The organism is Pseudoalteromonas sp. L21, from assembly GCF_021728035.1.
GTDB lineage: Bacteria > Pseudomonadota > Gammaproteobacteria > Enterobacterales > Alteromonadaceae > Pseudoalteromonas > Pseudoalteromonas arabiensis.
This window is the reverse complement of record NZ_JAKKCV010000005.1, coordinates 290,591-314,157: the sequence shown is the minus strand read 5'-3', so window position 1 is coordinate 314,157 and position 23,567 is coordinate 290,591. Positions and strand designations below refer to the sequence as shown.

General features: G+C 41.3%; 23 protein-coding genes and 1 tRNA gene. 20 read left to right on the top strand and 4 right to left on the bottom strand.

All coding sequences use genetic code 11. The features are described 5' to 3' along the window. Positions 1–60: 60 nt before the first annotated feature. From tsaE to L3V41_RS15870, 10 genes are all read left to right on the top strand, one after another. Positions 61–531, top strand: a complete 471-nt coding sequence (tsaE, locus tag L3V41_RS15915) for a tRNA (adenosine(37)-N6)-threonylcarbamoyltransferase complex ATPase subunit type 1 TsaE (protein WP_062567170.1) — start codon at positions 61–63, stop codon at positions 529–531. 69 nt (positions 532–600) lie between these two features. Next, positions 601–1,908 (top strand): N-acetylmuramoyl-L-alanine amidase, encoded by a 1,308-nt coding sequence (locus tag L3V41_RS15910; protein WP_228074507.1) that lies wholly within the window; start codon positions 601–603, stop codon positions 1,906–1,908. 23 nt (positions 1,909–1,931) lie between these two features. Next, a complete protein-coding gene (gene mutL / locus L3V41_RS15905; RefSeq protein ID WP_237128078.1) occupies positions 1,932–3,770 on the top strand; it encodes a DNA mismatch repair endonuclease MutL in 1,839 nt (612 codons plus the stop codon). A gap of 15 nt (positions 3,771–3,785) precedes the next feature. Continuing rightward, positions 3,786–4,703: a tRNA (adenosine(37)-N6)-dimethylallyltransferase MiaA gene (gene miaA / locus L3V41_RS15900; protein ID WP_237128077.1), complete on the top strand. Its 918-nt coding sequence runs from the start codon at positions 3,786–3,788 to the stop codon at positions 4,701–4,703. Between the two features lie 80 nt (positions 4,704–4,783). After that, the gene (gene hfq / locus L3V41_RS15895; protein ID WP_062567174.1) at positions 4,784–5,047 is read left to right on the top strand and encodes an RNA chaperone Hfq; all 264 of its coding nucleotides are present in this window, start codon (positions 4,784–4,786) and stop codon (positions 5,045–5,047) included. A 17-nt stretch (positions 5,048–5,064) separates the two neighbouring features. After that, positions 5,065–6,354, top strand: a complete 1,290-nt coding sequence (gene hflX / locus L3V41_RS15890; protein WP_062567175.1) for a ribosome rescue GTPase HflX — start codon at positions 5,065–5,067, stop codon at positions 6,352–6,354. Positions 6,355–6,445: 91 nt separating this feature from the next. Next, the gene (hflK, locus tag L3V41_RS15885) at positions 6,446–7,612 is read left to right on the top strand and encodes an FtsH protease activity modulator HflK (RefSeq protein WP_062567176.1); all 1,167 of its coding nucleotides are present in this window, start codon (positions 6,446–6,448) and stop codon (positions 7,610–7,612) included. A gap of 5 nt (positions 7,613–7,617) precedes the next feature. Next, positions 7,618–8,496 (top strand): protease modulator HflC, encoded by an 879-nt coding sequence (gene hflC / locus L3V41_RS15880; protein ID WP_062567177.1) that lies wholly within the window; start codon positions 7,618–7,620, stop codon positions 8,494–8,496. Positions 8,497–8,720: 224 nt separating this feature from the next. Then, the gene (locus L3V41_RS15875) at positions 8,721–10,034 is read left to right on the top strand and encodes an adenylosuccinate synthase (RefSeq protein WP_062567178.1); all 1,314 of its coding nucleotides are present in this window, start codon (positions 8,721–8,723) and stop codon (positions 10,032–10,034) included. Between the two features lie 112 nt (positions 10,035–10,146). Beyond that, positions 10,147–10,755 carry a tetratricopeptide repeat protein gene (locus L3V41_RS15870; RefSeq protein WP_193988171.1) on the top strand — a complete coding sequence of 203 codons (609 nt, stop codon included), beginning with the start codon at positions 10,147–10,149 and terminating at the stop codon, positions 10,753–10,755. Between the two features lie 42 nt (positions 10,756–10,797). Here L3V41_RS15870 and L3V41_RS15865 read toward each other — a convergent pair whose 3' ends face one another. Next, on the bottom strand, positions 10,798–12,657 hold the full coding sequence (locus L3V41_RS15865; protein ID WP_062567180.1) for a sodium:proton antiporter: 1,860 nt from the start codon (positions 12,655–12,657) through the stop codon (positions 10,798–10,800). Between the two features lie 914 nt (positions 12,658–13,571). On the opposite strand from L3V41_RS15865, the gene proB reads away from it, so the two are divergent. Both proB and L3V41_RS15855 read left to right on the top strand, forming a co-directional pair. Next, positions 13,572–14,678: a glutamate 5-kinase gene (gene proB / locus L3V41_RS15860; protein ID WP_062567181.1), complete on the top strand. Its 1,107-nt coding sequence runs from the start codon at positions 13,572–13,574 to the stop codon at positions 14,676–14,678. Then, a complete protein-coding gene (locus tag L3V41_RS15855) occupies positions 14,675–15,922 on the top strand; it encodes a glutamate-5-semialdehyde dehydrogenase (RefSeq protein WP_062567182.1) in 1,248 nt (415 codons plus the stop codon). The genes proB and L3V41_RS15855 overlap by 4 nt, the downstream gene beginning before the upstream one ends. Before the next feature lie 159 nt (positions 15,923–16,081). On the opposite strand, the gene L3V41_RS15850 is transcribed toward L3V41_RS15855, so the two are convergent. Further along, positions 16,082–16,157: transfer RNA gene (locus L3V41_RS15850), tRNA-Ala, on the bottom strand. Positions 16,158–16,323: 166 nt separating this feature from the next. Between L3V41_RS15850 and L3V41_RS15845 the strand changes: the two genes are divergently transcribed. Together L3V41_RS15845 and L3V41_RS15840 are read left to right on the top strand one after the other, a co-directional pair. Continuing rightward, entirely contained in the window at positions 16,324–16,710 is a 387-nt protein-coding gene (locus tag L3V41_RS15845) for a hypothetical protein (RefSeq protein WP_237114725.1), read from the top strand. After that, the gene (locus L3V41_RS15840; protein ID WP_193988173.1) at positions 16,711–17,211 is read left to right on the top strand and encodes a prolyl-tRNA synthetase associated domain-containing protein; all 501 of its coding nucleotides are present in this window, start codon (positions 16,711–16,713) and stop codon (positions 17,209–17,211) included. Here L3V41_RS15840 and L3V41_RS15835 read toward each other — a convergent pair. Continuing rightward, positions 17,178–18,314, bottom strand: a complete 1,137-nt coding sequence (locus L3V41_RS15835; protein ID WP_237128076.1) for an MFS transporter — start codon at positions 18,312–18,314, stop codon at positions 17,178–17,180. The genes L3V41_RS15840 and L3V41_RS15835 overlap by 34 nt on opposite strands. Before the next feature lie 233 nt (positions 18,315–18,547). Between L3V41_RS15835 and L3V41_RS15830 the strand changes: the two genes are divergently transcribed. The 6 genes from L3V41_RS15830 to L3V41_RS15805 all read left to right on the top strand — a co-directional run bounded on the left by L3V41_RS15830 (position 18,548) and on the right by L3V41_RS15805 (position 22,506). Continuing rightward, positions 18,548–19,087, top strand: a complete 540-nt coding sequence (locus L3V41_RS15830; protein WP_062567186.1) for a DUF2058 domain-containing protein — start codon at positions 18,548–18,550, stop codon at positions 19,085–19,087. Positions 19,088–19,212: 125 nt separating this feature from the next. Then, positions 19,213–19,536 (top strand): c-type cytochrome, encoded by a 324-nt coding sequence (locus L3V41_RS15825; protein ID WP_062567187.1) that lies wholly within the window; start codon positions 19,213–19,215, stop codon positions 19,534–19,536. A gap of 130 nt (positions 19,537–19,666) precedes the next feature. Continuing rightward, on the top strand, positions 19,667–20,434 hold the full coding sequence (locus L3V41_RS15820) for a class II aldolase/adducin family protein (protein ID WP_237128075.1): 768 nt from the start codon (positions 19,667–19,669) through the stop codon (positions 20,432–20,434). Between the two features lie 9 nt (positions 20,435–20,443). Beyond that, a complete protein-coding gene (locus L3V41_RS15815) occupies positions 20,444–21,619 on the top strand; it encodes a mandelate racemase/muconate lactonizing enzyme family protein (protein WP_237128074.1) in 1,176 nt (391 codons plus the stop codon). Between the two features lie 138 nt (positions 21,620–21,757). Next, entirely contained in the window at positions 21,758–22,150 is a 393-nt protein-coding gene (locus L3V41_RS15810; protein WP_062567190.1) for a hypothetical protein, read from the top strand. 23 nt (positions 22,151–22,173) lie between these two features. Then, positions 22,174–22,506: a hypothetical protein gene (locus L3V41_RS15805; RefSeq protein ID WP_062567191.1), complete on the top strand. Its 333-nt coding sequence runs from the start codon at positions 22,174–22,176 to the stop codon at positions 22,504–22,506. A 46-nt stretch (positions 22,507–22,552) separates the two neighbouring features. Here the strand turns inward: L3V41_RS15805 and L3V41_RS15800 are convergent, their stop codons facing one another. After that, positions 22,553–23,515 (bottom strand): FHA domain-containing protein, encoded by a 963-nt coding sequence (locus L3V41_RS15800; RefSeq protein ID WP_062567192.1) that lies wholly within the window; start codon positions 23,513–23,515, stop codon positions 22,553–22,555. Between the last annotated feature and the right edge of the window lie 52 nt (positions 23,516–23,567).

Sequence of the window (23,567 nt, the reverse complement as noted above, 5' to 3'; positions counted from 1 at the left end):
AAAAAAATATTCTGGTATGATTAATAAAGTAATGTGTTTCAAGTATTTCATGAGGTAATAATGACCAACAGTGTTGGCTTTGCATTGGCAGATGAAGCCGCAACGGTAAATATGGGCAAGCAACTTGCAAAATTAATGGAGCAAGGAGCTGTGATTTATTTACATGGAGACTTAGGTGCCGGTAAAACCACCTTAACGCGTGGTATTGTGCAAGGTTTTGGTCATCAAGGTAAGGTTAAGAGTCCAACTTATACACTGGTTGAACCATACCAGTTAGATAAAGCTGATATTTATCACTTCGATCTATATCGCTTGGGTGACCCTGAAGAGCTTGAGTATATGGGGATCCGTGACTATTTTTCCCCACACGCTATTTGCGTAGTAGAGTGGCCTGAAAAAGGGGGGGAGTTTATACCCACGCCAGATCTTGATGTTACATTACGTTATGAAGGTGAAGCACGTGCTATTTTAATAAATAGTTTAACAGAGCGTGGTCATTCGATTGTAGAGAAGTTGAAGAGCACGCAATAATAAACAGATAAAAATAAAGGTGTATGAGCAAAAATGGGTCGTTGTACATTTAAACTATTAACTATCTTAATGTTTTTGGTTGTAAGCCAAGTTGCGTTTGCACAAAATACAATTAATAGCGTACGTGTCTGGCCCTCTCCTGACAGCACTCGTGTGGTCTTTGATTTGAACGAGAAGCCTGATTTTAGTTATTTTATGCTAAAAAACCCAGCCCGTTTAGTGGTTGACTTAAAAAATACCAATAAGCTAGATAGCTTGCCTAATATTCCTAAAAAGCATCAGATAGTTTCAAAACTGCGTTACTCAAAGCCAAAAGATAGTAAAAGTGTCCGTTTTGTTTTTGAACTCGCGCGCGCCAGTAAACCGGTTGTGTTTGCTTTATTGCCTACCGAACCATACAAACACCGCTTAGTGGTTGACCTTGTAGATAAAACACCGAATGCAGAACCGATTGCTTCAACTAACACGAGTGTGAAAAAACGAGAGCTTCATCAAGAACGTGATATCGTCATTGCTATTGACGCGGGTCACGGTGGTGAAGACCCAGGTTCAATTGGCCCCTCAGGTACCTATGAAAAAGATATCACGCTACAAATAGCGAAGCGCTTAGAGCGCATGATAGACGCTGAACGAGGAATGATCTCGCGTATGGTGCGCCGCAGTGACTACTTTGTAAATTTAAACACCCGAACCAGCATTGCTCGTAAGAAAAAAGCCGACTTTTTTGTGTCGATCCATGCCGATGCCTTTACTAGCCCGCAACCAAATGGTGCGTCAGTATGGGTGCTTTCACTGCGCCGTGCTAATTCAGAAATTGGTAAATGGATTGAGGATAAAGAGAAACATTCCGAGCTTTTAGGTGGTGCTGCTGGGGTATTAAAAGATACTGCGAGCGAAAAATATTTAGCGCAAGCACTGTTAGATATGTCGATGGATCACTCGATGAAAACAGGCTTTAGTGTTGCACAAGAAGTTGTTAGTGAATTAAAAAAAGTTGCTAAAATGCACAAAAAGCACCCTCAAGCGGCAAGTCTTGCGGTATTGAAATCTCCAGATATTCCGTCTATTTTGGTCGAAACTGGGTTTATTTCGAACCCGCGTGAAGAGCGAATGCTAAAAACAGCACAGCATCAAGAGCGCTTAGCAAAAGCAATTTTCACCTCGATTAAAAATTACTATATGCAAAACCCGCCAGACGACTCGTTATTTGCTAAGTTAAAAGCGCAGTTTCCGACTAAACACAAAGTACGTCCAGGTGAATCATTAAGTATTTTGGCAAGCAGATACAATACCTCCGTTAGTAAGTTAAAAACGGCCAACAACTTAAAATCGAATACCCTGTTTATTGGTCAAGAGCTTGATATTCCGCAAAGCTAATCAATTTTTGCGTTAGGAACACTATGAGTATAGAAATACTACCCGCGCGATTGGCTAACCAAATTGCTGCGGGTGAAGTGGTTGAACGACCAGCCTCGGTTGTTAAAGAGCTAGTCGAAAACAGTTTAGATGCCGGCGCAACGCGCATTCAAATAGACATTGAACGTGGTGGCCACAAGCTTATTCGCATTCGTGATAATGGCTCAGGCATTAATAAAGACGAGCTGACATTAGCCTTGTCACGCCATGCCACGAGTAAACTAAAATCACTTGATGACTTAGAGAACATTTGTTCACTGGGTTTTCGTGGTGAAGCCTTGGCATCTATTAGTTCAGTATCGCGCTTAACTTTGAGCTCAAAGCCAAAACAGCAAGAAGCTGCATGGCAAGCCTTTGCAGAAGGGCGTGATATGGCTGTGCAAATAAAACCAACAGCCCACCCAGATGGCACCACTATTGAAGTTAAAGATTTATTTTTTAACACCCCCGCACGACGTAAATTTCTGCGTACAGAAAAAACAGAGTTTTCACATATTGATGAGCTTATAAAGCGGATTGCATTGAGCCGGTTTGATGTCTCAATTACGTTAACGCATAACGGCAAAGTGGTGCGTCAATACCGTGCAAAGCCTAACCCAGAGCAAGCAATTAGCCGTGTTGCACAAGTTGCCGGTAAAATCTTTAGTGAACAAGGTTTGCATATTCAATCTGGTGAAGCAGGGTTAATGCTAAGAGGCTGGGTATTGCCTGTTGGGTCAAGCAATACGACTCAGTATACCTATGTGAATAACCGCATGATGCGCGACAAGCTCATTTTACACGCGATTCGCCAAGCATTTGAAGAAGTCGCAGGCTCAGAAGAACTACCAGGCTTTGTTATCTACATTGATATTGACCCACGTCAGGTCGATGTAAATGTGCATCCAGCCAAGCATGAAGTACGTTTTCATCAAGGGCGTTTAGTGCATGACTTTATTTTGCAGGCAATAAAACAAGTTGTGGTGCCGCTGCAGCATGAAGCTGGTTTTACTGAGCACAATGACACTGCTTTTCAGCAGGCCCCGTTTGAAGAGTTGAGTCAGAGTAGCTCGCAGTTAAGCTATACTGCATCAGCGCCTACAGAGCAGTATGATTATCCTAAATCAGAGTTACAGCCAACACGCTCAGCGAGTTACTCTGGCACAGCAGGGCGTTCGGGAGGGGGGGTTAGTCGCGATAGCCAAGGACGCAGTAAAGCATCACATCAAGATGTGAATGCTTTTTATCAAGGGATCAGTGAGCAACATGCTGCGCATTTCGATCAAGTACGGCCTGAGCCAAGCATTGCTGCACTGGTTGTGGAGCAAACAAAACTTGCCAAACTTATTCACGTACGCGAAGGTGAATGCGTATTTAGTGAAGACAAGCAACTATTTGCTGCGCATTTTAAGCATGCTTTAGCGCTCGACTGGCAAGCGCAAGTAGAGCAAGCTGGCAGTCTTGATGGCAAAGCTTTGTTGTTACCTGTACGAGTAAACACACATGCTGATGATATTAGTGCTTTAAATGCTCAGCAGTCGTGGTTTACCCTGCTAGGTTTTGATTTAGTGATTGAAAAGCAATTTGTGATGGTTAAAAAGCTTCCGCCTTGTATGTATTTACTTGATGTTAGTAATGCCATTGAGCGACTTATCATTGCTTGCAAAACATCGCCAAGTTCACTGGATGAATGGCTAGAATGGTTAACACAGCAAATTCCGACACGTTATTACACAAGCCAAGCCTTTATGGAACAAGTGACTCGGTTAGAAAATAATCCACAAACTATGCAACGTTTACGTCAAAAAGCAGTTAAAATAGAACTATCTCAGTTTTTAAACTAAGCAAGGTATTTAGGCTTGAATAACTTACCCGTCATTTTTTTAATGGGACCAACCGCAGCAGGGAAAACAGACTTAGCAATTTCGCTGTGTGAGCATTTAAACACAGAAATAATCAGTGTAGATTCAGCGCTGGTGTACAAAGATATGAATATTGGTACAGCTAAACCAGATGCTGATGAATTAGTGCGAGCGCCTCATCATCTAATCGATATTATTGATCCTGCAGAAAGTTATTCAGTTGCTGATTTTCGTCGCGATGCGATTGAAAAGATTGATCTATTTCATAAGCAAGGTAAAGTACCTGTATTAGTTGGCGGTACAATGATGTACTTCAAGTCATTGATTGATGGTTTGTCGCCGCTACCAGAGGCATCACCCGAAGTGCGGGCTGAACTCGAAAAGGAAGCAAAGCAGTTTGGTTGGCCGCATTTGCACGCAGAGCTTGTTAAAATAGATCCCGAGGCTGCGAGTAAAATAAGTGAAAATGATTCACAACGTATTAATCGTGCGCTCGAAGTTTATCGTATAACTGGCAAAACAATGACAGCGCTACAAAAACAAAAGCAGCCAGCGCTTCCTTATACTTTTCATCAATTTGCTATCGCGCCTGCCGATCGCAGCGTTTTACATCAGCGAATTGAGAAAAGGTTTAAAATAATGCTTGAACAGGGGTTTGAAAATGAAGTTTCATCCCTATATAAACGTAAGGATTTACACCCAGATCTACCTTCGATTCGTTGCGTAGGTTATAGACAAATGTGGGATTACATTGCAGGCGAAATTGACTATGATGAAATGGTCTTTCGTGGTGTTGCTGCCACGCGCCAGCTTGCCAAGCGGCAGTTAACTTGGCTAAGAGGTTGGCCTGATGTTACATGGTTGGCCACGGGTGATGAAGAAAACTTGCAACGTGTAGTAAGTTCGCTAAGCTAGTAGTAGTTGAAAAATTTTTAGCTTTGTTAAATTAGTTCAGCTACTTAATTATAATAACACCTAGAACGAAGGAAAATAACATGGCAAAAGGCCAGTCGTTACAAGACCCATTTTTGAATGCGTTACGTCGTGAGCGCATTCCAGTATCAATCTTTTTGGTTAATGGCATTAAGTTACAGGGTAAAATCCAGTCATTTGACCAATTTGTTATTTTACTTGAAAACACCGTGAATCAAATGGTGTATAAACACGCTATTTCTACCGTAGTTCCAGCGCGTACTGTTAACTTCCAAGGTGCACAAGGAAGCGATGATTCAGAAGAGCAAGAGCCTGGAAATTTTTAAATTTAGGAGCGTAATGCTTGTTTGACCGTTATGAAGCCGGCGAACAGGCAGTTTTAGTTCATATCGACTTACCTAAAGAAGGGGATCGTGAAGATCTTCATGAATTAGAGTTGTTGGTATCTTCTGCTGGTGTTAGTAGTTTGGCGATTGTGCAAGGCAGTCGTCAAGCACCACATCCGAAACTTTTCGTCGGTACCGGAAAAGCAGAAGAAATCGCTGAAACTGTCAAAATCCACAATGCAGATGTCATTATTTTCAACCATCAACTAAGCCCGTCACAGGAACGTAACTTAGAGAGCGTTTGTCAGTGTCGTGTACTTGATCGTACGAGTTTGATCCTTGATATTTTTGCCCAGCGAGCGCGTACTCATGAAGGTAAACTTCAAGTTGAGTTGGCGCAGCTACGTCACATTTCAACACGCTTGATCCGTGGTTGGACTCACCTTGAGCGCCAAAAAGGTGGGATAGGTTTACGTGGTCCAGGTGAGACGCAGCTTGAAACCGATAGACGACTTCTGCGTGCAAGAATTAAGAATATTCGTGCACGATTAGATAAAGTTGCTGTGCAACGTGAACAGGGGCGACGAGCACGTACCCGTAATGAAATACCCACAGTGTCATTAGTTGGTTACACTAACGCAGGTAAATCGACCCTGTTTAATCGAATAACAGACTCAGATGTGTATGCGGCCGACCAATTATTTGCAACACTTGACCCGACATTACGTAAGTTAGACATTGGCGATGTTGGTCCAGTGATCCTCGCGGATACTGTTGGCTTTATTCGTCACTTACCACATGATTTAGTGGCTGCTTTTAAAGCTACATTAACTGAAACCCGGGAAGCCGATTTACAGCTACATGTTATTGACGTAGCAGACCCGCGTCGTAAAGAGAATATTGAGCAGGTGCAGTCAGTTCTAAAAGAAATTGATGCAGATGAAGTGCCGCAATTATTAGTGTATAACAAAATTGATGCGCTAGATGACGTTGCGCCGCGTATAGATAGAAACGATGAAGGCCAGCCAATTAGAGTGTGGTTATCTGCTCGAACGGGTGTGGGTTGTGAGTTATTGTCAGAGGCAATTAATGAGTTGCTAGCAAAGAAAATGCTGGCAGAGTCGCTTAAATTACCTCCACAGCATGGTCGTATTCGCGCTGCATTATTTAACTTAAATGCTGTTCATGAAGAGTGCTTTGATGAACAAGGTAATTGGTTGCTTTCAGTGCGTTTACCGATGGCTGAGTGGAATCGTTTGAAAAAAGAAATGGGACAGGATCTCGATTCTTTTATAGTTGCGAACTAAAAATCGTCAGCATTTGTTAATTTTAGTATGAGAAATGCTGTAGATTTGATAGATTTAACCCAATTCATTTAGATAACAATGGAGTATAGCTATGGCCTGGAATGAACCGGGTAATAATGGCAATGATAAAGATCCGTGGAATAACAAAGGCGGAAAAGATCAAGGCCCACCTGATTTAGACGAGGTACTGCGTAAATTCGGCAACAAGTTTGGCGGTTTATTTGGTGGTAACAAGCCAGGTAAAAACGGCGGCGGACTTGGTGGCGCAGGCATTTCTTTCATATTAATTATTGCCATCATCGTTTGGGCATTAAGCGGTATTTATACAGTTAAAGAAGCTGAGCGCGGTATTGTTTTACAATTTGGTCAGTTTAGTCGCATTGCAGAGCCAGGCTTACGTTGGAAAATGACGTTCATCGAACGTGTCATTCCGGTTGATATTGAAGCGGTACGCTCTTTATCTGCGAAAGGCTTTATGCTGACTGAAGATGAAAACGTCGTAAATGTAGAGTTTGAAGTGCAGTATCGTGTTATCGATCCTCACCTATATAAGTTCAGTGTAACGGATGCTGATCACAGCCTACAACAAGCGCTCGATAGCGCACTTCGCTATGTTATTGGTCATGTGAAAATGGACCAAGTATTAACAACAGGTCGTGAGGTCGTTCGTCAACAAACGTGGGATGAGCTAAACAAAATTATCGAGCCGTATAACCTCGGTATTATTGTCAGCGACGTGAACTTTAAAGACTCACGCCCACCAGGTGAAGTAAAAGATGCCTTTGATGATGCCATTGCAGCACAAGAAGATGAAGAACGTTTCATCCGTGAAGCAGAAGCTTATGCCCGTGAAATAGAGCCGCGTGCCCGTGGTCAAGTGACACGTATGACACAAGAAGCTGAAGCATATCGCGAGCGCATTACACTAGAAGCGCAAGGTGAGGTAGCACGCTTTGAAAAGCTATTACCAGAATACCAAGCAGCGAAGGAAGTAACGCGTAAACGTTTGTACATTGATGCAATGGAAGAAGTACTGGGTAATAGCTCTAAAGTGCTTGTTGATGTGAAAAACGGTAATAACATGATGTATTTACCGCTTGATAAAATTATGGAAAAGCAAGGCACCGCGACCCGTGTTGCACTGCCAAGTTCAAGTGATATCAAAGATTTGCGCAACAAGTTGAATACATCACGCAACAGTACGGTTAACTCGAGTAATGACCGTTTTGCAACTGATCGCTTTAATGAGGGGAGATAAGCAAAATGAAAAATTTTAGTTTAGTAATACTTGCCCTTGCGGTTGTTATGTCTTTTTCATCTATTTTTGTCGTACAAGAAGGTGAAAAGGCGATTGTATTGTTGTTCAGTAAAGTGCAGAAAGACAGTAATGACACAGCAGTAGTTTACGGCCCAGGCTTGAACTTTAAAGTGCCATTTTTCAGTCAAGTACGCCGTTTAGATGCACGTATCCAAACATTAGATGGTGCACCTGATCGTTTTGTAACAAGCGAGAAAAAAGACTTAATTGTTGATTCATACGTGAAATGGCGTATCAACGACTTTAGTGCATTTTACCTACGCGCACGCGGTGATAAGCAATACGCTGAAACACTGCTTAAGCAAAAGGTAAATAATGGTCTACGTACTAATTTTGGTTCTCGTACTATTAAAGAAATTGTTTCAGGTGAGCGTAGTGAGCTTATGGAAGAAGCATTAGTACAAGCTTCAGAAAGTGCGCAAGAGTTAGGTATTGAAGTACTTGATGTACGTGTTAAGCAAATTAACTTACCACAAGAAGTCAGTAGCTCAATCTTCCAACGTATGCGCGCTGAGCGAACTGCGGTGGCGAAAGAGCATCGCTCTGAAGGTCAAGAAAAGGCAGAAACAATTCGTGCTGAGGTTGATCGTCGCGTAACAGTTATGCTGGCAGATGCTGAGCGAAATGCGCGAACTGTTCGCGGTCAGGGCGATGCAGAAGCGGCGGGGATTTATGCTAATGCTTATAATAAAGATGCTGAGTTTTTTAGCTTTGTGCGCAGTCTTGAAGCTTACAAAAAAACCTTTAAAGATAAGCAAGACGTCATGATTATCTCTCCTGATAGTGATTTCTTTAATTACATGAAAGGCGCTAATGCCCAGTAATTAAACACTTAATAATGAAAGCCCTGCACTTTGCAGGGCTTTTTTATTTCAGTCGTGAACTAATTTCTTTGTATTATAAATTTATAACTCCCTGTTCTGGCTGCGGTTGTTTTATTGGCTATGGTGATAAAAAGTCGGCCGCAGAAAAAATAAGCTAAACGGGGTGATCTTTCACCTCGTTTTCTGGTAAAATCTCGTCCTAATTTTTTCTAAGTGAATTTGCAATGGGTAAAAACGTTGTTGTACTAGGCACCCAATGGGGTGACGAAGGTAAGGGTAAGGTAGTTGACCTCCTTACAGACAAAGCATCTTTAGTAGTTCGTTATCAAGGTGGTCATAACGCAGGCCACACTTTGGTAATTAACGGTGAAAAGACGGTTTTACACCTTATTCCATCGGGTGTATTACGTGACAATGTTAAGTGTGTGATTGGTAATGGTGTTGTTTTATCACCAGAAGCGTTGATGAAAGAAATTGGCATGCTAGAAGAGCGTGGCGTGCCTGTGCGTGAGCGTTTATTAATTAGTGAAGCGTGTCCGCTTATTTTACCTTTCCACATTGCATTAGATTTAGCCCGTGAAAAAGCACGTGGCGATAAGCCAATCGGTACTACAGGTCGTGGTATTGGTCCAGCTTATGAAGATAAAGTAGCACGTCGTGGTTTACGTGTTGGCGACTTATTCAATCCTGAATTATTCGCGAGCAAATTAAAAGAAGTATTGGAATACCATAACTTCACACTAGAGCATTACTACAAAGTAGAGCCGGTTGATTTCCAGAAGACATTTGATGATGCAATGGCTATTGCTGATATCTTAAAAGCGATGGTTGTTGATGTGACTGAGCTACTTGATCAAACGCGTTTAGCGGGCGACAACATCTTATTTGAAGGTGCGCAAGGTACATTGCTTGATATCGACCATGGTACTTATCCGTACGTAACATCATCAAACACAACCGCAGGTGGTGTAGCAACAGGTGCTGGTTTTGGTCCATTACACCTTGATTACGTACTAGGTATTATCAAAGCTTACACAACACGTGTAGGTTCAGGTCCTTTCCCAACAGAGCTTTACGATGGTCTTGATAAGCAAGACCCTGTAGGTAAGCATTTAGGTGAGAAAGGTCATGAATTCGGTGCAACGACAGGTCGTTTACGCCGTACTGGTTGGTTAGATGCAGTGGCGATGCGCCGTGCAGTTCAAATCAACAGCATCTCAGGTTTCTGTTTAACTAAATTAGACGTTTTAGACGGTTTAGAAACATTAAAAATCTGTACTGGTTATCAGTTAGAAGATGGCACAGTAACGAACGTGACGCCATTAGCTGCTGAAGGTTACGAGAAAGTAACGCCAGTATACGAAGAGATGCCAGGCTGGTCAGAAAACACAGTAGGTGTAACCTCAGTTGATCAGTTGCCTAAAGCGGCACTTGATTACATCAAACGTATCGAAGAAATCACGGGTGTTCCAGTTGATATCATCTCAACAGGTCCTGATCGTGTAGAGACCATGGTATTACGCAACCCATTTGCATAATTGCCATAGTGACTAAAAAAGCTGCTTCGGCAGCTTTTTTTGTGCCTAAAATTCACTCTGGAATGATAATTGTATATTATTTGCTAAGACTGACTTTTTTTAAGTGATTTTGATGCGTGTTTTATTGCCTTTAACATTACTCTTTTCCAGCCTGAGCATGGCTGAAGAGCCCATTGCAGCAGTACCTCTGTACACAGAAAGCGAGTTAATTGGCTTGATCAATAAAAATGCACACCTAGCACGTGTAAAGGCAGATGATTGCCAGTTAGTACAAGATATCGAAGCGCGAGCCAATAAAATGGCGCTACCATCGTATCAGTTCCTGTATGGCGATATGCTGGCCTATGCAGTCTGTGTTGATCGTAACGTAGAGTTGGGGGTGTATTATATGCGTCAAGCTGCTGAGCAAGGGTTAGCAGCAGCACTAGAACAACTTGGCCGCTATTATGATGTCGGGCGGTTGGTTCAGCAAGATAAAGCGATGGCTGTGACCTATTTGCGCGAAGCATCTGCACAAGGTAACTTAAAAGCGCAAATGCGCTTAGTTAGGCTATTCAACCAAGGGTATGGTAGCCCAAGAGACTATGAGGATGCTTATCGCTGGTTGTTTCACTCTATGGTTGCAGATAAAGCGCAGCATAAAAAAGTTGAGCAATTATTAGCAAAACTAGCGCAAAAAATGCCTGATAGTGTGGTTCGGCGCGCACGTTTACCTATGTAATTTAAACTGTTAAAAATAAGGCCAGCATGTGCTGGCCTGTGATCATTTATCTTCTTTTTTATCTTTATTTTTGTTCTGGTTAGGGTCTTTAAGAACCGATAACTTGGGTGGTTGTAAAGCAACGATGCGCTCACCTACTTGCGGTGTTTTCTCCATATTTGTCGTAAATGGTCTAATACGAACAGGAGAGTCGTCATCATCATCTTTTTCACCGTTTAAAATAAATAACGGAATAGCTTCACTATTAACTTCTTTATATTGCTCCCAGCTAAACTCATCCGAAATGCGTGTAGCACTCACTTTACCACCTTTGGCTATTAGACTGCTTAAACGTGCATATGCGCCATTGTCACCAAATAGAATCTGACGAGACAAAAATGTTGCGCTATCTTTGTTTGCTTTAGCGTGGTTAGTTGAAGAACGAAGAGAATACACATCCTTTTCATTTAGCAAATGCGAGAAATACTGCACACCCAATGCATTATGGTGACGATTAGGTGAAAGTGCTAAAACACTACGAATTGTTGTTAAAGGTAAATAACGCTCGGCATGTTCAGACTGTGGATTACCATAATAACAAGGCAGGCCATCCATACGTGCCATTTTGCAGTTCTCCCATGCTGGATCAGAAAGATGTACAGGAATATTCTGCTCTTTTAGTCCACAGGCTATTGCACGTGCAACATGGTTTGCACCAATGATTAAAATAGTATTTGGCGCAGGCTGGCGCACTTTTAATAGTTTAGCAAGTGGTGTAGCTGTCAGACTTTGTAGTACAACCGTGACGATGATTACCGTGAAAATCAGCGGCACGATTTTCTCTGCGTCCGCGATACCTGCTTCAACCATGCTCAGTGCAAACACTGAGCCCACAGCGGCTGCGACGATACCTCTTGGTGCGATCCAAGAGAGTACCAAACGGGACTTTATTGGCAGATCTGAGCCGATAGTTGAAATAGCGATGCATGCAGGGCGCGCGATAAAGAGCACGATGGCTAAGAAAATAAACACATCACTGTGTAACATCATTAAGTCTGAAAGCTGTAAGCGTGCGGCAAGTAAGATAAACAAGGATGATATCAAGATCATCGACAAGTCTTCTTTAAACTCAAGTACTGAGTCTATTTCCAAGTCATCTTGATTGGCTAGCCAAATACCGAATACAGTCACAGCCAGTAATCCAGATTCATGGCTCAGATGATTTGATACTGTAAAGCTAATCAATACCAATGCTAAAATACCAAATTTGTGTAACTCAAAAGGCAACCACTCGCGACGAATGAGTAAGGTGGTTAGCCAGCCCGCGGCGACACCAATTGTTAAGCCAACCCCTAAGGTTTTAAACAAGGCAATAATTGTATGGCTTAATACTTCTCCTTGCCCAACAAGCATAACGGCTTCAAAGACGAGCACTGCAAATAAGGCTCCGATGGGGTCAATAACAATACCTTCCCACCTGAGGATGCGGTCTATATCTTGGTTAGGGCGCATTGAATTAAGTAAAGGTGCGATAACTGTTGGTCCTGTAACCACAAGCACAGCCCCTAGTACTGCGGCAACTCGCCAATTAAGTTCTAAGATCCAATAGGCACTTAAACTAATAATAATACAGGTGGTTATCATGCCGATGGAACAGAGATTTCGGACAACTTTTCCTATCCCTTTAAGTTCTTTAAAGTGTAATGTCAGCGAGCCTTCAAAGAGTATAACTGCAACACTTAACGAGACCACGGGGAATAGTAAGTCGCCTAAAAGGGCATCGGGTTCAAGCACGCCACTGAAAGGGCCAAGTAATAAACCCGTTAGAAGTAAAAATAAAATAGCCGGTACACGAAACGCCCATGCTACCCACTGTGCTATTACAGAACACAAGGCGATCCCTGCTATATAAATTGCTGACATAAAATGAATTATCCTTTTAGCTTTAGCACCAACATCATAGATAATTGCTATTGATGACGATAAATTGTCGCTGACTTACAAATAAAACTGCCTACTTATTAAAGCTTACTCACCGTCATAGACACAAGAAAACTTATTGCTCTAAATACGATTTTAGTCGTTATTAATACTTTTTGGGTTGTTATTGAAAACAAAACGGCCATAAGCTGATGAAAAATTATTAATATCGAAATGTATTCATTTAACTATTTGTTAAGTATGAACTATTTTCTAGGTTTATGGTAAGTATAAAATTAGTGATTAATATCTACTCTTGATCTTTCACCTCTTTATATCGTATTATAATTCGTGTTCAAACAATTTGATATCTAAATGATTAACTTTGTTTTTCTTTAGTAATTAGAGGATAAGCCCTAATAAATCAGTTGTTTGCTTTATATATTGTGTTTTATACACTTTGTTTTCTAATTAAATAGAAATGAGCTAATGATTGTTCAGTGCGTATTTATTACGAGTTGAATACAATAAAAGTTCATTATCTTATCAATGTTTAGCTCCCATCGTGGCGGCTAAATCTCGGTCATACAATCTACGCCCTATCTGTCGGTGTACCAGATTGTATAGGCTCTATGTATGTTGTTATTAATAAAAGCCGCACACAGCTTTTTACAGCGATACATAAACAACACTTATCTTTTTTTATCAACTTATGGTTTATAACCGTTTGGTCTACTGACTGAATAAAAGTTGTGCTATACCTAAACGCAGTCCATGCGCGGACTAGTTGCGTGTGCAGATAAGTGTCTGTGACAAAGTGAGAATACTCAGCACGTTTAGTTGTTCTAAACGTGAGTCTTTTAATCAGCGGCTTTAATGACGCTGAACAGATAGTAAAATGGAAAAGTTGAACAGTTATGCAAAAGTTTAAATGGCGACGTATTGTACTTAAAGTTGGTAGCGCATTGATCGCACCGGAACAAGATGGGTGTCGTTCACGTTATTTATTGACCATTGCGCAGTTCATCGTTCGCTGTCGAGCACGAGGTATCGAAGTGATTTTAGTATCATCTGGTTCGGTGGCAGCGGGTTCGCATTTATTTCCTGAGCAAGAAACTCGCTCGGTAACGATGAAAAAGGCAATGGCAGCTGCCGGCCAAACAGAAATGATGGCTATGTGGGATCGTTTTTTTGATTTCCCTTCCGCACAAATATTATTAACACACGGTGATTTACGAGACCGTGAGCGTTATACCAGCATTCGTGAAACGGTGTTCACTTTACTAGAGCACGGTGTACTACCTATCATCAATGAAAATGATACGGTCACCACGGATGACTTGAAAGTAGGTGATAATGATAACCTATCAGCGATGGTTGCTGCAGCAGCAGACGCAGATGCCCTGATGATTTTTTCGGATGTTGATGGTCTTTATGATAAAAACCCGAACTTGCATGATGATGCCGTATTGTTACCTGAAATAGAGAGCATCGATGAGTCAATCTACGCAATGGCAGGGTGTGCAACCAGCGCGGTTGGTACAGGTGGTATGAAAACTAAGATTGAAGCGGCAGAAAAGGCGACATCGCATGGTATTACAACCTTTATTCTAAATGGTTTCAAAGAAGAAACCTTCAATCGCCTACTTGAAGGTGACAACCCAGGCACTATTTTTATGCCTTATGAAAAACCAATGCAAGAAGCGGTGCATTGGATGACACACACCGCGAATGAGCAAGGTGAGGTTGTCGTAGAAGGCTCGTTTGATGAGTCTGCTCATCATGAAGATGGGTGTATTCGTAGCGATGAAATTGTTGCGGTACACGGAGAATTTGGCGTAGGCGATACTATTTTAGTCCGCAGTGACGATGGTACACGTCTAGCAAAAGCAACAGCGAATTACAGTAGCTGTTTATTGAATTTTATTGCTGACAACGAGCAAAGTGAATTTAGCGAAAAAATGCAAGATTCAATCGGCCCAGTTGTTTCAGAAAAAGATATCGCATTATTGGAGAAGTCATGAGTTTAATTACGGATATTTCTAGTCAAGCTGCAAAAGCTGCAACCCAGCTAGCTCTGCTTGATACTGCCACTAAGAATCAAGTTTTATCTGAGATGGCGCAGGCATTACGTGAAAGTAAGGCCTTCATTATCAAAGAAAACGAAAGCGATTTAGCGGCAGCACGTGATAATAACCTTGCTGCGGCGATGATTGATCGTTTGACCCTAAATGATGAGCGCATTGAAGCAATGGCTGAAGGCATCGAAGTGATTGTCAGCCTTGATGATCCGGTTGGTCAATTACGCGACATTTCAGAGCGTCCGAATGGTATTAAGATTAGCAAGATGCGCGTGCCACTTGGTGTTGTATGTATGATTTATGAAGCACGTCCAAATGTGACGGCTGATGCAGGTGCTTTGTGCTTTAAATCGGGTAATGGGGTAATTTTACGTGGTGGTAAAGAAGCACTGCGTAGTTCGCAAGCCATTGCCAGCGTAATGCATAAAGTACTTGAGAAGCATGGTTTACCAGCTGCCTTAATCTCAGTGATCCCTGATCCTGATCGTGGCTTATTAATGGAGTTAATGCAGCAACGTGACACAATTGATTTAATCATCCCACGAGGTGGCGAAGGTCTAATTAATTTTGTAACTGAAAACAGTACCATCCCTGTTATTCAACACTTTAAAGGTGTGTGTCACCTTTATGTTGATAAAGAGGCTGATCTGAATGTCGCCATTAACTTGCTGTTAAATGGTAAAACTCAGCGCACTGGTGTGTGTAACGCATTAGAAGGCCTAGTAGTACATCAAGATATTGCCGATGAATTTTTAAACCTGTGTGCAGTTGTGCTTCGTCAAGAAGGCGTGAAAGTAAATGCAGATGCAAAAGCGGCTGAATATTTTGACAACGCGACTGTGCTTGCTGATGATGAGTTTGGCGAAGAGTACCTAGACTTAGAAATCGCCATTAAGGTTGTGCCAGATTTTGCTGGAGCGATCGATCATATTGCTCAATTTGGCTCAAACCACACAGAAGTCATTTGTACTAAGGATCAAGCAGCAGCAGAGTTATTCCAGCGCAGTGTTGATGCGTCTGTTGTGATGGTTAACGCGTCATCACGTTTTTCTGATGGTTCACAGTTAGGCTTAGGTGCTGAAATTGGTATTGCGACCACTAAGCTACATGCTTATGGACCTATGGGTCTAGAATCGCTTACAACTGAAAAATACTTAGTGAATGGCGAAGGCCAAATTCGTGAATAATCGCTAAGAAGTAACTACGTTTAAAAGCCGGGCTTTGCTCGGTTTTTTTGTGTCTGATATAAAACGAAGAGGATAGTAAGACTAATTAAATAGCTTAAATTTAGAGTATGATACTGTCAGTTGATAATTCGGCAGATTGCCTAAAGAAGAGTAGGAAAGTGGTGGAGCTAAGCAGGATCGAACTGCTGACCTCCTGCGTGCAAGGCAGGCGCTCTCCCAGCTGAGCTATAGCCCCACATTCCTAAAATACAGGATGCTTAAGTCTTGCGTCTCAAGCGGGGTGAACTTTAATTATTTTTGTTTATTTGGTCAAGTGTTTTTTAAAAAATCATCGAATTTTTACCTAAGTCTTTTATTTTTGATAGACTAATGAGCATATACTGTTCAAGGCTTATCCAATAATGAAAAAAATAGCATGGCTTTTGGTTATTCTACTAACGGCTTGCGCCAGTCAAGACGACGCGCCTCCTTTCGAAATTAATAACAAACAGTTTTACGGCAAAAATGATGAACAAGGCAGCAAAATTTTTGCATACGTCGTGTCGGTGAAAGCACAAGGCAGGAAGCCACTAAACCTTGATAAGCCATTAACGCGTAGACAGTTTAAAGATTTTGCCGAGCAAGAGTACTTTGAAGAATCGAGCAGCTTAAAACTGATGCTTGAAGATCAAGCCGTTGAATTATTAAACCAAGAACTTAAGGCACGACAGTATTGCAACGATCAGCATATTATTGATGATGTGCTTTGGCGTGACTTAAGTGTACAACTACGAGGACGTTGTTTGTAAATGTATGCAGAAAAAACCAAGCTTGCCGCTGCATTAGCTCAGTTAGATATAAACTATGATGTGATTGAGCACCCACCATTACATGGCAGTTTAGATGCCGACAAATTCATGGTTAATAGACCTGGCACGCGATTAAAGAATCTATTTTTGCGTGATAATGAAGGTAAACGCCATTTTTTAGTGATCACAGCGCATGACAAACAATTAGATTTAAAAGCAATAGCACAGATGCAGGGGCTTTCTCGTTTGGGCTTTGCATCTGATGAGCGATTAGCGCGTTATTTAAAAGTGCCGCCTGGTTGTGTGTCTATGTTGGCACTTTTAAACGATAAACAAAATAATGTCACACTGTGGCTTGATCAAGAAGTGTGGTTTAACGAACTATTTCATTGCCATCCGTTTGAAAATACCGCGACATGGCTAATGAAAAAAGATGATTTAGAATTATTTTTCGAAAGCACTGGGCATCAACCCCGAATTGTTTTCTTACCTGCTAAATAAACTAAGCTTAAACCTACCAAGCAAACTAAAAGTAGCACGGTCATAAAGGCAACTTGGCCGTGTTGCTGATATACCAGACCCGGCAGCAAAGAGCCTAAAGCGCCTCCACTATAATAAAAAGACACATATCCACCATTTGTTACACTGGCAGGGGCACTGCTAATTTTATTAACCAAGGGTGCTGCACTTGAGTGAATAACAAACATCGCACCACAAAAGCCAGTAAAGGCAATAAAGAATAATAACAATTGTTGGCTCATTAATAGCACCATCGTCAGGCTATAGAATACAAATACCCAAGTTAGTAAACGCCAAGGTGTTAATGATTTACGTAATAGCCAAGGTGTCGCTATAGATGCTAGTGCACCAAGCAAATAACCGCTATAAACAAGGCCAATATCTCGAGTATTCGTAATAGCAAAACTGTCTTGCAGTATAAAGGGTAGGTAGTTTAGTAGTGCCGCAAAGCAAAAAAACATACAAAAAACCGCCCCGTAGAGCTTTAATACCAACGGATCTTTTAATTGTTTTAGATACAATAGCGGCGATTTAGCTGCATGAATGTTCGCACCTTTGCTTGCTTTAGGAATGGCGATTGCAAATATGATTAATCCTAACGCAATCACATAGTAAAAACTTTGCCAGCTTAAAAAGTCAGTAAATAAAGCGGCAAGCATACGACCAAAGTAACCACCGACAATCGTGCTGCCAATGTAGAGCGTCATATTACGCTGTAGCTCATCGGCTTGATAAGTTACACCAATGTAGCTTGTCATGGCGGTGAGTGCTGCAGGTAGAGTAATGCCTTGAATAAAACGTACTAATAGTAGTAGCTTAAAGCTTGGCACGTAGGTAAATGCAATGCAGCTTATGGCCAGAATAAACATGGCAAACTTTAAGATTGTTAAAGGGTTTCGTTTAGCTAAAAACAAGCCATACACTAAAGGTGCAATGGCTAACGGCAGCATAGTCACAGTCATTAAACTGCCAGCAGCGGCAGGTGATACAGAAAAATGGCTGGCAAATAATCCGAGTAAGGGTTGTGGGGCGTATAAAACAAAGAAAATAAATACAGAGCAAAGTAACAAATGTCGCAGCTGCATTTTTAGCTCCCTAAAGATAAAGCACAAGCTTATCGGGTATCACTTTTTTTACAAGTTAAAAGGCGATTAAAATAATAAATATTGCGTTAAATCAATATGTCATGATTTCATCGCGTGTTAATCTCAGGGCGTTAAAATAGATATCATGGAATCAAGTTGAGTCAATACTGTTATTTGTTTGCATAGCTGATTAAAATAGCCTTAATTAGGCATTTTATTATTGGAATTTCGTTATGGGTTCATTACAAGATCAATTACTTAAGGCAGGGCTTACTACGTCGCACAAAGCTAAGGTAGCTAAAACTGAAAAGCGCAAACAGCAAAAGAAAAAAAAGAAAGGCGCAACGAGTAACCCCAGCGATTTACAAAAGCACATTGAGCAAACCAAGCTTGAACAGCAGAAAAAAGCAGATGAGTTAAATAAAGCGCGTTTAGAAGAGCAGAAGCAGCGTGAGCAAGTTGCACGTGTTAAACAAATTTTAGAGCACCACAACCAAGATGAAATCCGTGGTGATCGTACTTTCAACTTTACGTACCAAAACAAAGTGAAAGAGTTGGACGTAAATGAAAAAACACAAAAAGCCCTTGCTGGTGGTCGCCTCGCGATTTGTGTTTTAGAAGGTCAGTTTTTTGTACTGGAAGATGAACCAGCACGAAAAGTCGCTGAAGTCAGCGAAGAATATATAGTGTTCCATGTTGAACCAGAAGATAAGCAAAAGGATGAAGATGATCCTTATGCTGATTTCGAAGTACCTGATGATTTAATCTGGTAAATACAGTTACTGTATAGGGTGTTTAAGTTGCGGTAACAATTATGTGTTTTTTCGGGTGCAATATTCCTAAATCATGGTCTACACTAAAGAAAATGTTTTCTAACCCATCACTAAGAGAAGATACAATGAGCAAGATAACTAAAATACTATGTGGGGCAAGCTTAGCAATGGCAGCTAGCTTATCGTTTAACTCAATGGCCGCTGACGGTGCTACGCTTTACACAGCAAAACTTTGCCAAACTTGCCATGGTGCAGAAGGTAAAGCACCAATTATGCCGCAATACCCTAAACTAAATGGCCAAAATAAAGAGTATTTACTTGCGCAAATGAAAGACATCAAGTCTGGTGCGCGTAGTAATGGTATGGCTGCAGCGATGAAAGCAATGGTTGCAAATGTATCTGAAGAAGAAATGTCAGCAATCGCAGACTACTTATCGCAAGTTAAATAATCTTCGTTTTTAAGTTATTAAAGGCCACATCAACTGATGTGGCCTTTTTGTATCAGCTATTGATTATCACCAAATAGTTATTTAGACTTCTATACATCTATTTGTGCGTGTCACATTAACAAGGTTTTCCATGTTTGATTTACCAAAACTCGATTTAAAAAATAAAGTATCAGAGCAGGAATGGCAGCTACGTGTCGATTTAGCGGCATGTTACCGCTTGGTGGAACACTTTCGTTGGGGTGATCTCATTTACACTCACCTTTCGGCACGTTTACCAGGTACAGATCATTACTTAGTCAATGCTTTTGGTTTAAGTTTTGACGAAGTGACAGCATCCAATCTTGTTAAGGTTGATTTAGCCGGTAATATTCTTGATGATACGCCGTTTAAGATTAACCCAGCAGGTTTTACCATCCACAGCGCTATTCACGAAGTACGTGATGATGCTCACTGCGTTATTCATCTACACACAAAAGAGACCATTGCTGTGGCAACCCAAGAAAAAGGCCTGTTGCCACTAAGTCAGTATTCAATGTTTTCATTACCATCATTGTCTTATCATGGCTACGAAGGCTTAGCGGTAAAAAGTGACGAGAAAAAGCGTTTGCAAGATGATTTAGGCACCACCAATCACATGCTATTAGTGAACCACGGCGGCTTAACTGTTGGCCCAACAGTAGGTGATGCGTTTATGCGTTTTTATGATTTACAGCGTGCCTGCGAAATTCAATTGGCGATTCAAGCCAGTGGTCAAGCGGCAATTCCAGTACCACAACCTATTATCGATAATATTTATAATCAAGCGAATGTCGTGCACAGCGGCAGCACCGGTGGGCAGCTAGCCTGGCCGGCAATGCTGCGAAAAGCTTATCGTCTTGATCCTCGTTTTGCTCAGTAAGGAGTAACCATGAAAGTTAATCGCGTCGAAGTGTTCGATATTCATTGTCCAGACAGACCTGCTTGGACACCTGTTTTTGTGCGTATTCACACCGATGAAGGTATTAGCGGTGTGGGTGAAGCGGGTCTGGCTTATGATTTAGGTCATAGTGCCGCTGCGGCAATGATCAAAGAAATGGCCGATGCCTTTTTAATTGGTCATGACCCATTTCAAACAGAAAAACTATGGTCACGAATGTTACGCGAAAGCTTTTGGGGTTTAGGTGGTGGGCCTGTTGTGTATGCAGCAATGAGTGCCATTGATACCGCACTTTGGGATATTAAGGGTAAAGCGCTTGGTTTACCTGTTTACCAGTTACTAGGTGGTAAAGTTAACGATAAGCTTCGTACTTATGCATCGCAACTACAATTTGACTGGGATAGTGAATTCAAAGCACTTGTTCACCCACAGGAATACGCAGAAGCAGCACTAAAAGCCATGGCTGAAGGGTATGATGCGGTAAAAGTTGACCCAATCCAGTACGATAAAAACGGCAATACTTATTACGATCGCACTAACATTATTTCTCGCGCAGAAATGAAGCTATATCGCGCGCGTATGCAAGCTATTCGTGAAGCGGTAGGTGATGAAGTTGACATTATTTTTGAGTGTCACAGCTTACCTGGCGCAACATCAGCAATTCAAATTGGTGAAATTGCTGAAGAATTCGATTGTATGTATTACGAAGAGCCAGTGAACTACTTAAATCATTCATTACATGCAAAAGTTGCTGATAAAGTAGCGGTGCCAATTGCAGGTGGTGAACGTTTGTATAACCGCTGGGGTGTGCGCCCTTACTTAGAAGATCAAAGTATTGATGTATTACAGCCAGACTTAGGCCTGTGTGGTGGTTTTACTGAAACTAAAAAAGTGTGTGATTATGCAGATATCTTCGATGTGCGTATTCAAGCTCACGTGTGTGGCGGCCCAGTAGCAACAGCTGCTTCGTTACACCTAGAAACCGCTATTCCTAACTTTTTAATTCACGAACATCACACTTATGCGATTAAAAGGTGGAACCGTGAGCTATGTATTCAAGATCCACAACCTAAAAATGGTTTCTTCCAAGTATCAGAAGAGCCAGGGATCGGTATTGAGCTAAATGATGAAGTTGTTATGCGCTCACAGCGTGTTGAGATAAAGTAAAAGCGTTTAGGTAATGCCCCGTTAATCGGGGTATTACCTGTGCTGTGTAATAATCTGTTATGGATTATTTCTCCCTAGTATCTAGATTGAGAAAGGAAGAGTGACTTCCAATCAATTTAGATTACAAAGGAGACAGTAATGAAATTAATTAATTCGGTTATCTATTGCAGCTTTATCAGTTGCCTATTTATTTCTGCGACTCAGGCGGCTGCAGACCCAAAATGTGATGTAACAGCACAATCTTTTGCTCATATTCAACAAAGGCATTGCACTTTTGGTGTACAAGCCAGTCAATTTTTGCCTCAGTACTGTGCAACAATACAAGATGCGCAAAAATTTTGCGAACAAGTGCAAAATGCAACTAATAAATCACGAACAGTACAGCCTGATGCTCGTATTAGGTATGATGCTAACTTAGGGATAGTTGTTGGTACTCAACAAGAGAAGTGCGCCCGCTTGATAATTAAGCCAAATGGAGAGGTTGTTACTCAGTTCCCTGAATTAAACGGTGCACCAGGAAACTGTTCTTAATGTCAATTTGGGAATAGATACTTATGAGAAAGGTCGTTCTATCATCTACAAAATTAAGTCTCGATGAGCCTGAATTTCAATGTTCTTTGACAGATGAACTTTGGCATGATGGTTATGAGTATATAATGACGTTAGATGATGCTCCTGTACTACAGCGGTTTTGGAAGCATCAATATGGCGTAGAGGCTGAAAATCCGATACGAGTAAGTATGCTTAACCAGCTTACAGAAGAGCTTGATAAGTGTATTGCTTGTTACCCTACGGAAGAGTCGCTTGTGGCATTTAGCCTTGAATTTAAGTCATTGATAAATAAAGCTGTAAGCTACAACTGTTCGCTACAAATAATAGCGCAGTAATCGACCAATGAATGGCTGTAGCTCTGCTCGTTGCCACAGCCATTTCTTAATTTGTAGGCTCTGTTGATTCGCAATTCGGCCCCTTTACAATTGTAAAACACTTCCCTCCAAAACGAACCTTACCTCGTTTACGTTCAATCAAAACATCAGCAGAGAGTGTATTATTGAAAGATTCCATAAACTGTTTTCGCGCACGGTGGATCTGAATATTGACATGGCATTCATTAATACCAAGATCGCGTGCTAATTTCTTAACTTGTACCCAGCCCTGTACATCTTTCTCAAATTTATTTTTAATATCGGCCAGTTTATTGCGAGCCAGCAGCACGGTGAGGTAGTGATGAGAGCGAACATCTAGGTCAATTAATGTGTTGTGTTGTCTTATTTTGAGTTCGGTTTGCTCTTCATCTAGGCTCAAATTGAATATAAATTGAAGGTCATTAATAGGTGTGGGGCTTAAATTCAGTGTATTTTCTTGTGATGTCATTTCAGCTTGAAAAAACTGCCACAGCTGCTCTCCTATTGTTATTTGATGACCATCTTCTAAAGTAACTAATTGGTGAGTTTCTGTGTTTTCGTAGCACCAAGAGAGCCTATCAGGATCGTAAAAAATAACGGCTGTTGGATGTTGGCTATCGGGTAAAAAATGATAACGTTCAAGCAAAATACAATGTGTATTTGTGCCATTGATAGGTAGTAAAAGATCTCTGGGTGGATCGATAGAAGTTAATTGGTAATCTAAGTTATTTATTTCTGAAAAGCTTAGGCGATCATTTAGGGCTAATGGGGAGTTGATTTGTTTATCAAGCCGTTTCCCGTTTAGCCAAATACCATTTTTGCTTAGATCACGAATATACCAGTGTGGTTCGACCCATTCTATTACAGCATGAATACGTGTCACTTCTGGGTAGTTTAATAATGTGTCAACAGAGTGGGCTAGTCGACCAAAACGATGAAAGTCGCGCAGATAAAAGCTCACATCTGAGTTTAAACTAGCCAGTATAGCCATATAGCTCTCTTTTAGTCCTTGAATAAAAATATAACTCTATCATAGTGTGTAC

Excerpts from the sequence above, each read along its gene's own strand:
- tsaE (WP_062567170.1), top strand. The coding sequence starts at position 61 with ATGACCAACAGTGTTGGCTTTGCATTGGCAGATGAAGCCGCAACGGTA.
- L3V41_RS15910 (WP_228074507.1), top strand. The coding sequence starts at position 601 with ATGTTTTTGGTTGTAAGCCAAGTTGCGTTTGCACAAAATACAATTAAT.
- mutL (WP_237128078.1), top strand. The coding sequence starts at position 1,932 with ATGAGTATAGAAATACTACCCGCGCGATTGGCTAACCAAATTGCTGCG.
- hfq (WP_062567174.1), top strand. The coding sequence starts at position 4,784 with ATGGCAAAAGGCCAGTCGTTACAAGACCCATTTTTGAATGCGTTACGT.
- hflK (WP_062567176.1), top strand. The coding sequence starts at position 6,446 with ATGGCCTGGAATGAACCGGGTAATAATGGCAATGATAAAGATCCGTGG.
- hflC (WP_062567177.1), top strand. The coding sequence starts at position 7,618 with ATGAAAAATTTTAGTTTAGTAATACTTGCCCTTGCGGTTGTTATGTCT.
- L3V41_RS15875 (WP_062567178.1), top strand. The coding sequence starts at position 8,721 with ATGGGTAAAAACGTTGTTGTACTAGGCACCCAATGGGGTGACGAAGGT.
- L3V41_RS15870 (WP_193988171.1), top strand. The coding sequence starts at position 10,147 with ATGCGTGTTTTATTGCCTTTAACATTACTCTTTTCCAGCCTGAGCATG.
- L3V41_RS15865 (WP_062567180.1), bottom strand. The coding sequence starts at position 12,657 with ATGTCAGCAATTTATATAGCAGGGATCGCCTTGTGTTCTGTAATAGCA.
- proB (WP_062567181.1), top strand. The coding sequence starts at position 13,572 with ATGCAAAAGTTTAAATGGCGACGTATTGTACTTAAAGTTGGTAGCGCA.
- L3V41_RS15855 (WP_062567182.1), top strand. The coding sequence starts at position 14,675 with ATGAGTTTAATTACGGATATTTCTAGTCAAGCTGCAAAAGCTGCAACC.
- L3V41_RS15845 (WP_237114725.1), top strand. The coding sequence starts at position 16,324 with ATGAAAAAAATAGCATGGCTTTTGGTTATTCTACTAACGGCTTGCGCC.
- L3V41_RS15840 (WP_193988173.1), top strand. The coding sequence starts at position 16,711 with ATGTATGCAGAAAAAACCAAGCTTGCCGCTGCATTAGCTCAGTTAGAT.
- L3V41_RS15835 (WP_237128076.1), bottom strand. The coding sequence starts at position 18,314 with ATGCAGCTGCGACATTTGTTACTTTGCTCTGTATTTATTTTCTTTGTT.
- L3V41_RS15830 (WP_062567186.1), top strand. The coding sequence starts at position 18,548 with ATGGGTTCATTACAAGATCAATTACTTAAGGCAGGGCTTACTACGTCG.
- L3V41_RS15825 (WP_062567187.1), top strand. The coding sequence starts at position 19,213 with ATGAGCAAGATAACTAAAATACTATGTGGGGCAAGCTTAGCAATGGCA.
- L3V41_RS15820 (WP_237128075.1), top strand. The coding sequence starts at position 19,667 with ATGTTTGATTTACCAAAACTCGATTTAAAAAATAAAGTATCAGAGCAG.
- L3V41_RS15815 (WP_237128074.1), top strand. The coding sequence starts at position 20,444 with ATGAAAGTTAATCGCGTCGAAGTGTTCGATATTCATTGTCCAGACAGA.
- L3V41_RS15810 (WP_062567190.1), top strand. The coding sequence starts at position 21,758 with ATGAAATTAATTAATTCGGTTATCTATTGCAGCTTTATCAGTTGCCTA.
- L3V41_RS15805 (WP_062567191.1), top strand. The coding sequence starts at position 22,174 with ATGAGAAAGGTCGTTCTATCATCTACAAAATTAAGTCTCGATGAGCCT.
- L3V41_RS15800 (WP_062567192.1), bottom strand. The coding sequence starts at position 23,515 with ATGGCTATACTGGCTAGTTTAAACTCAGATGTGAGCTTTTATCTGCGC.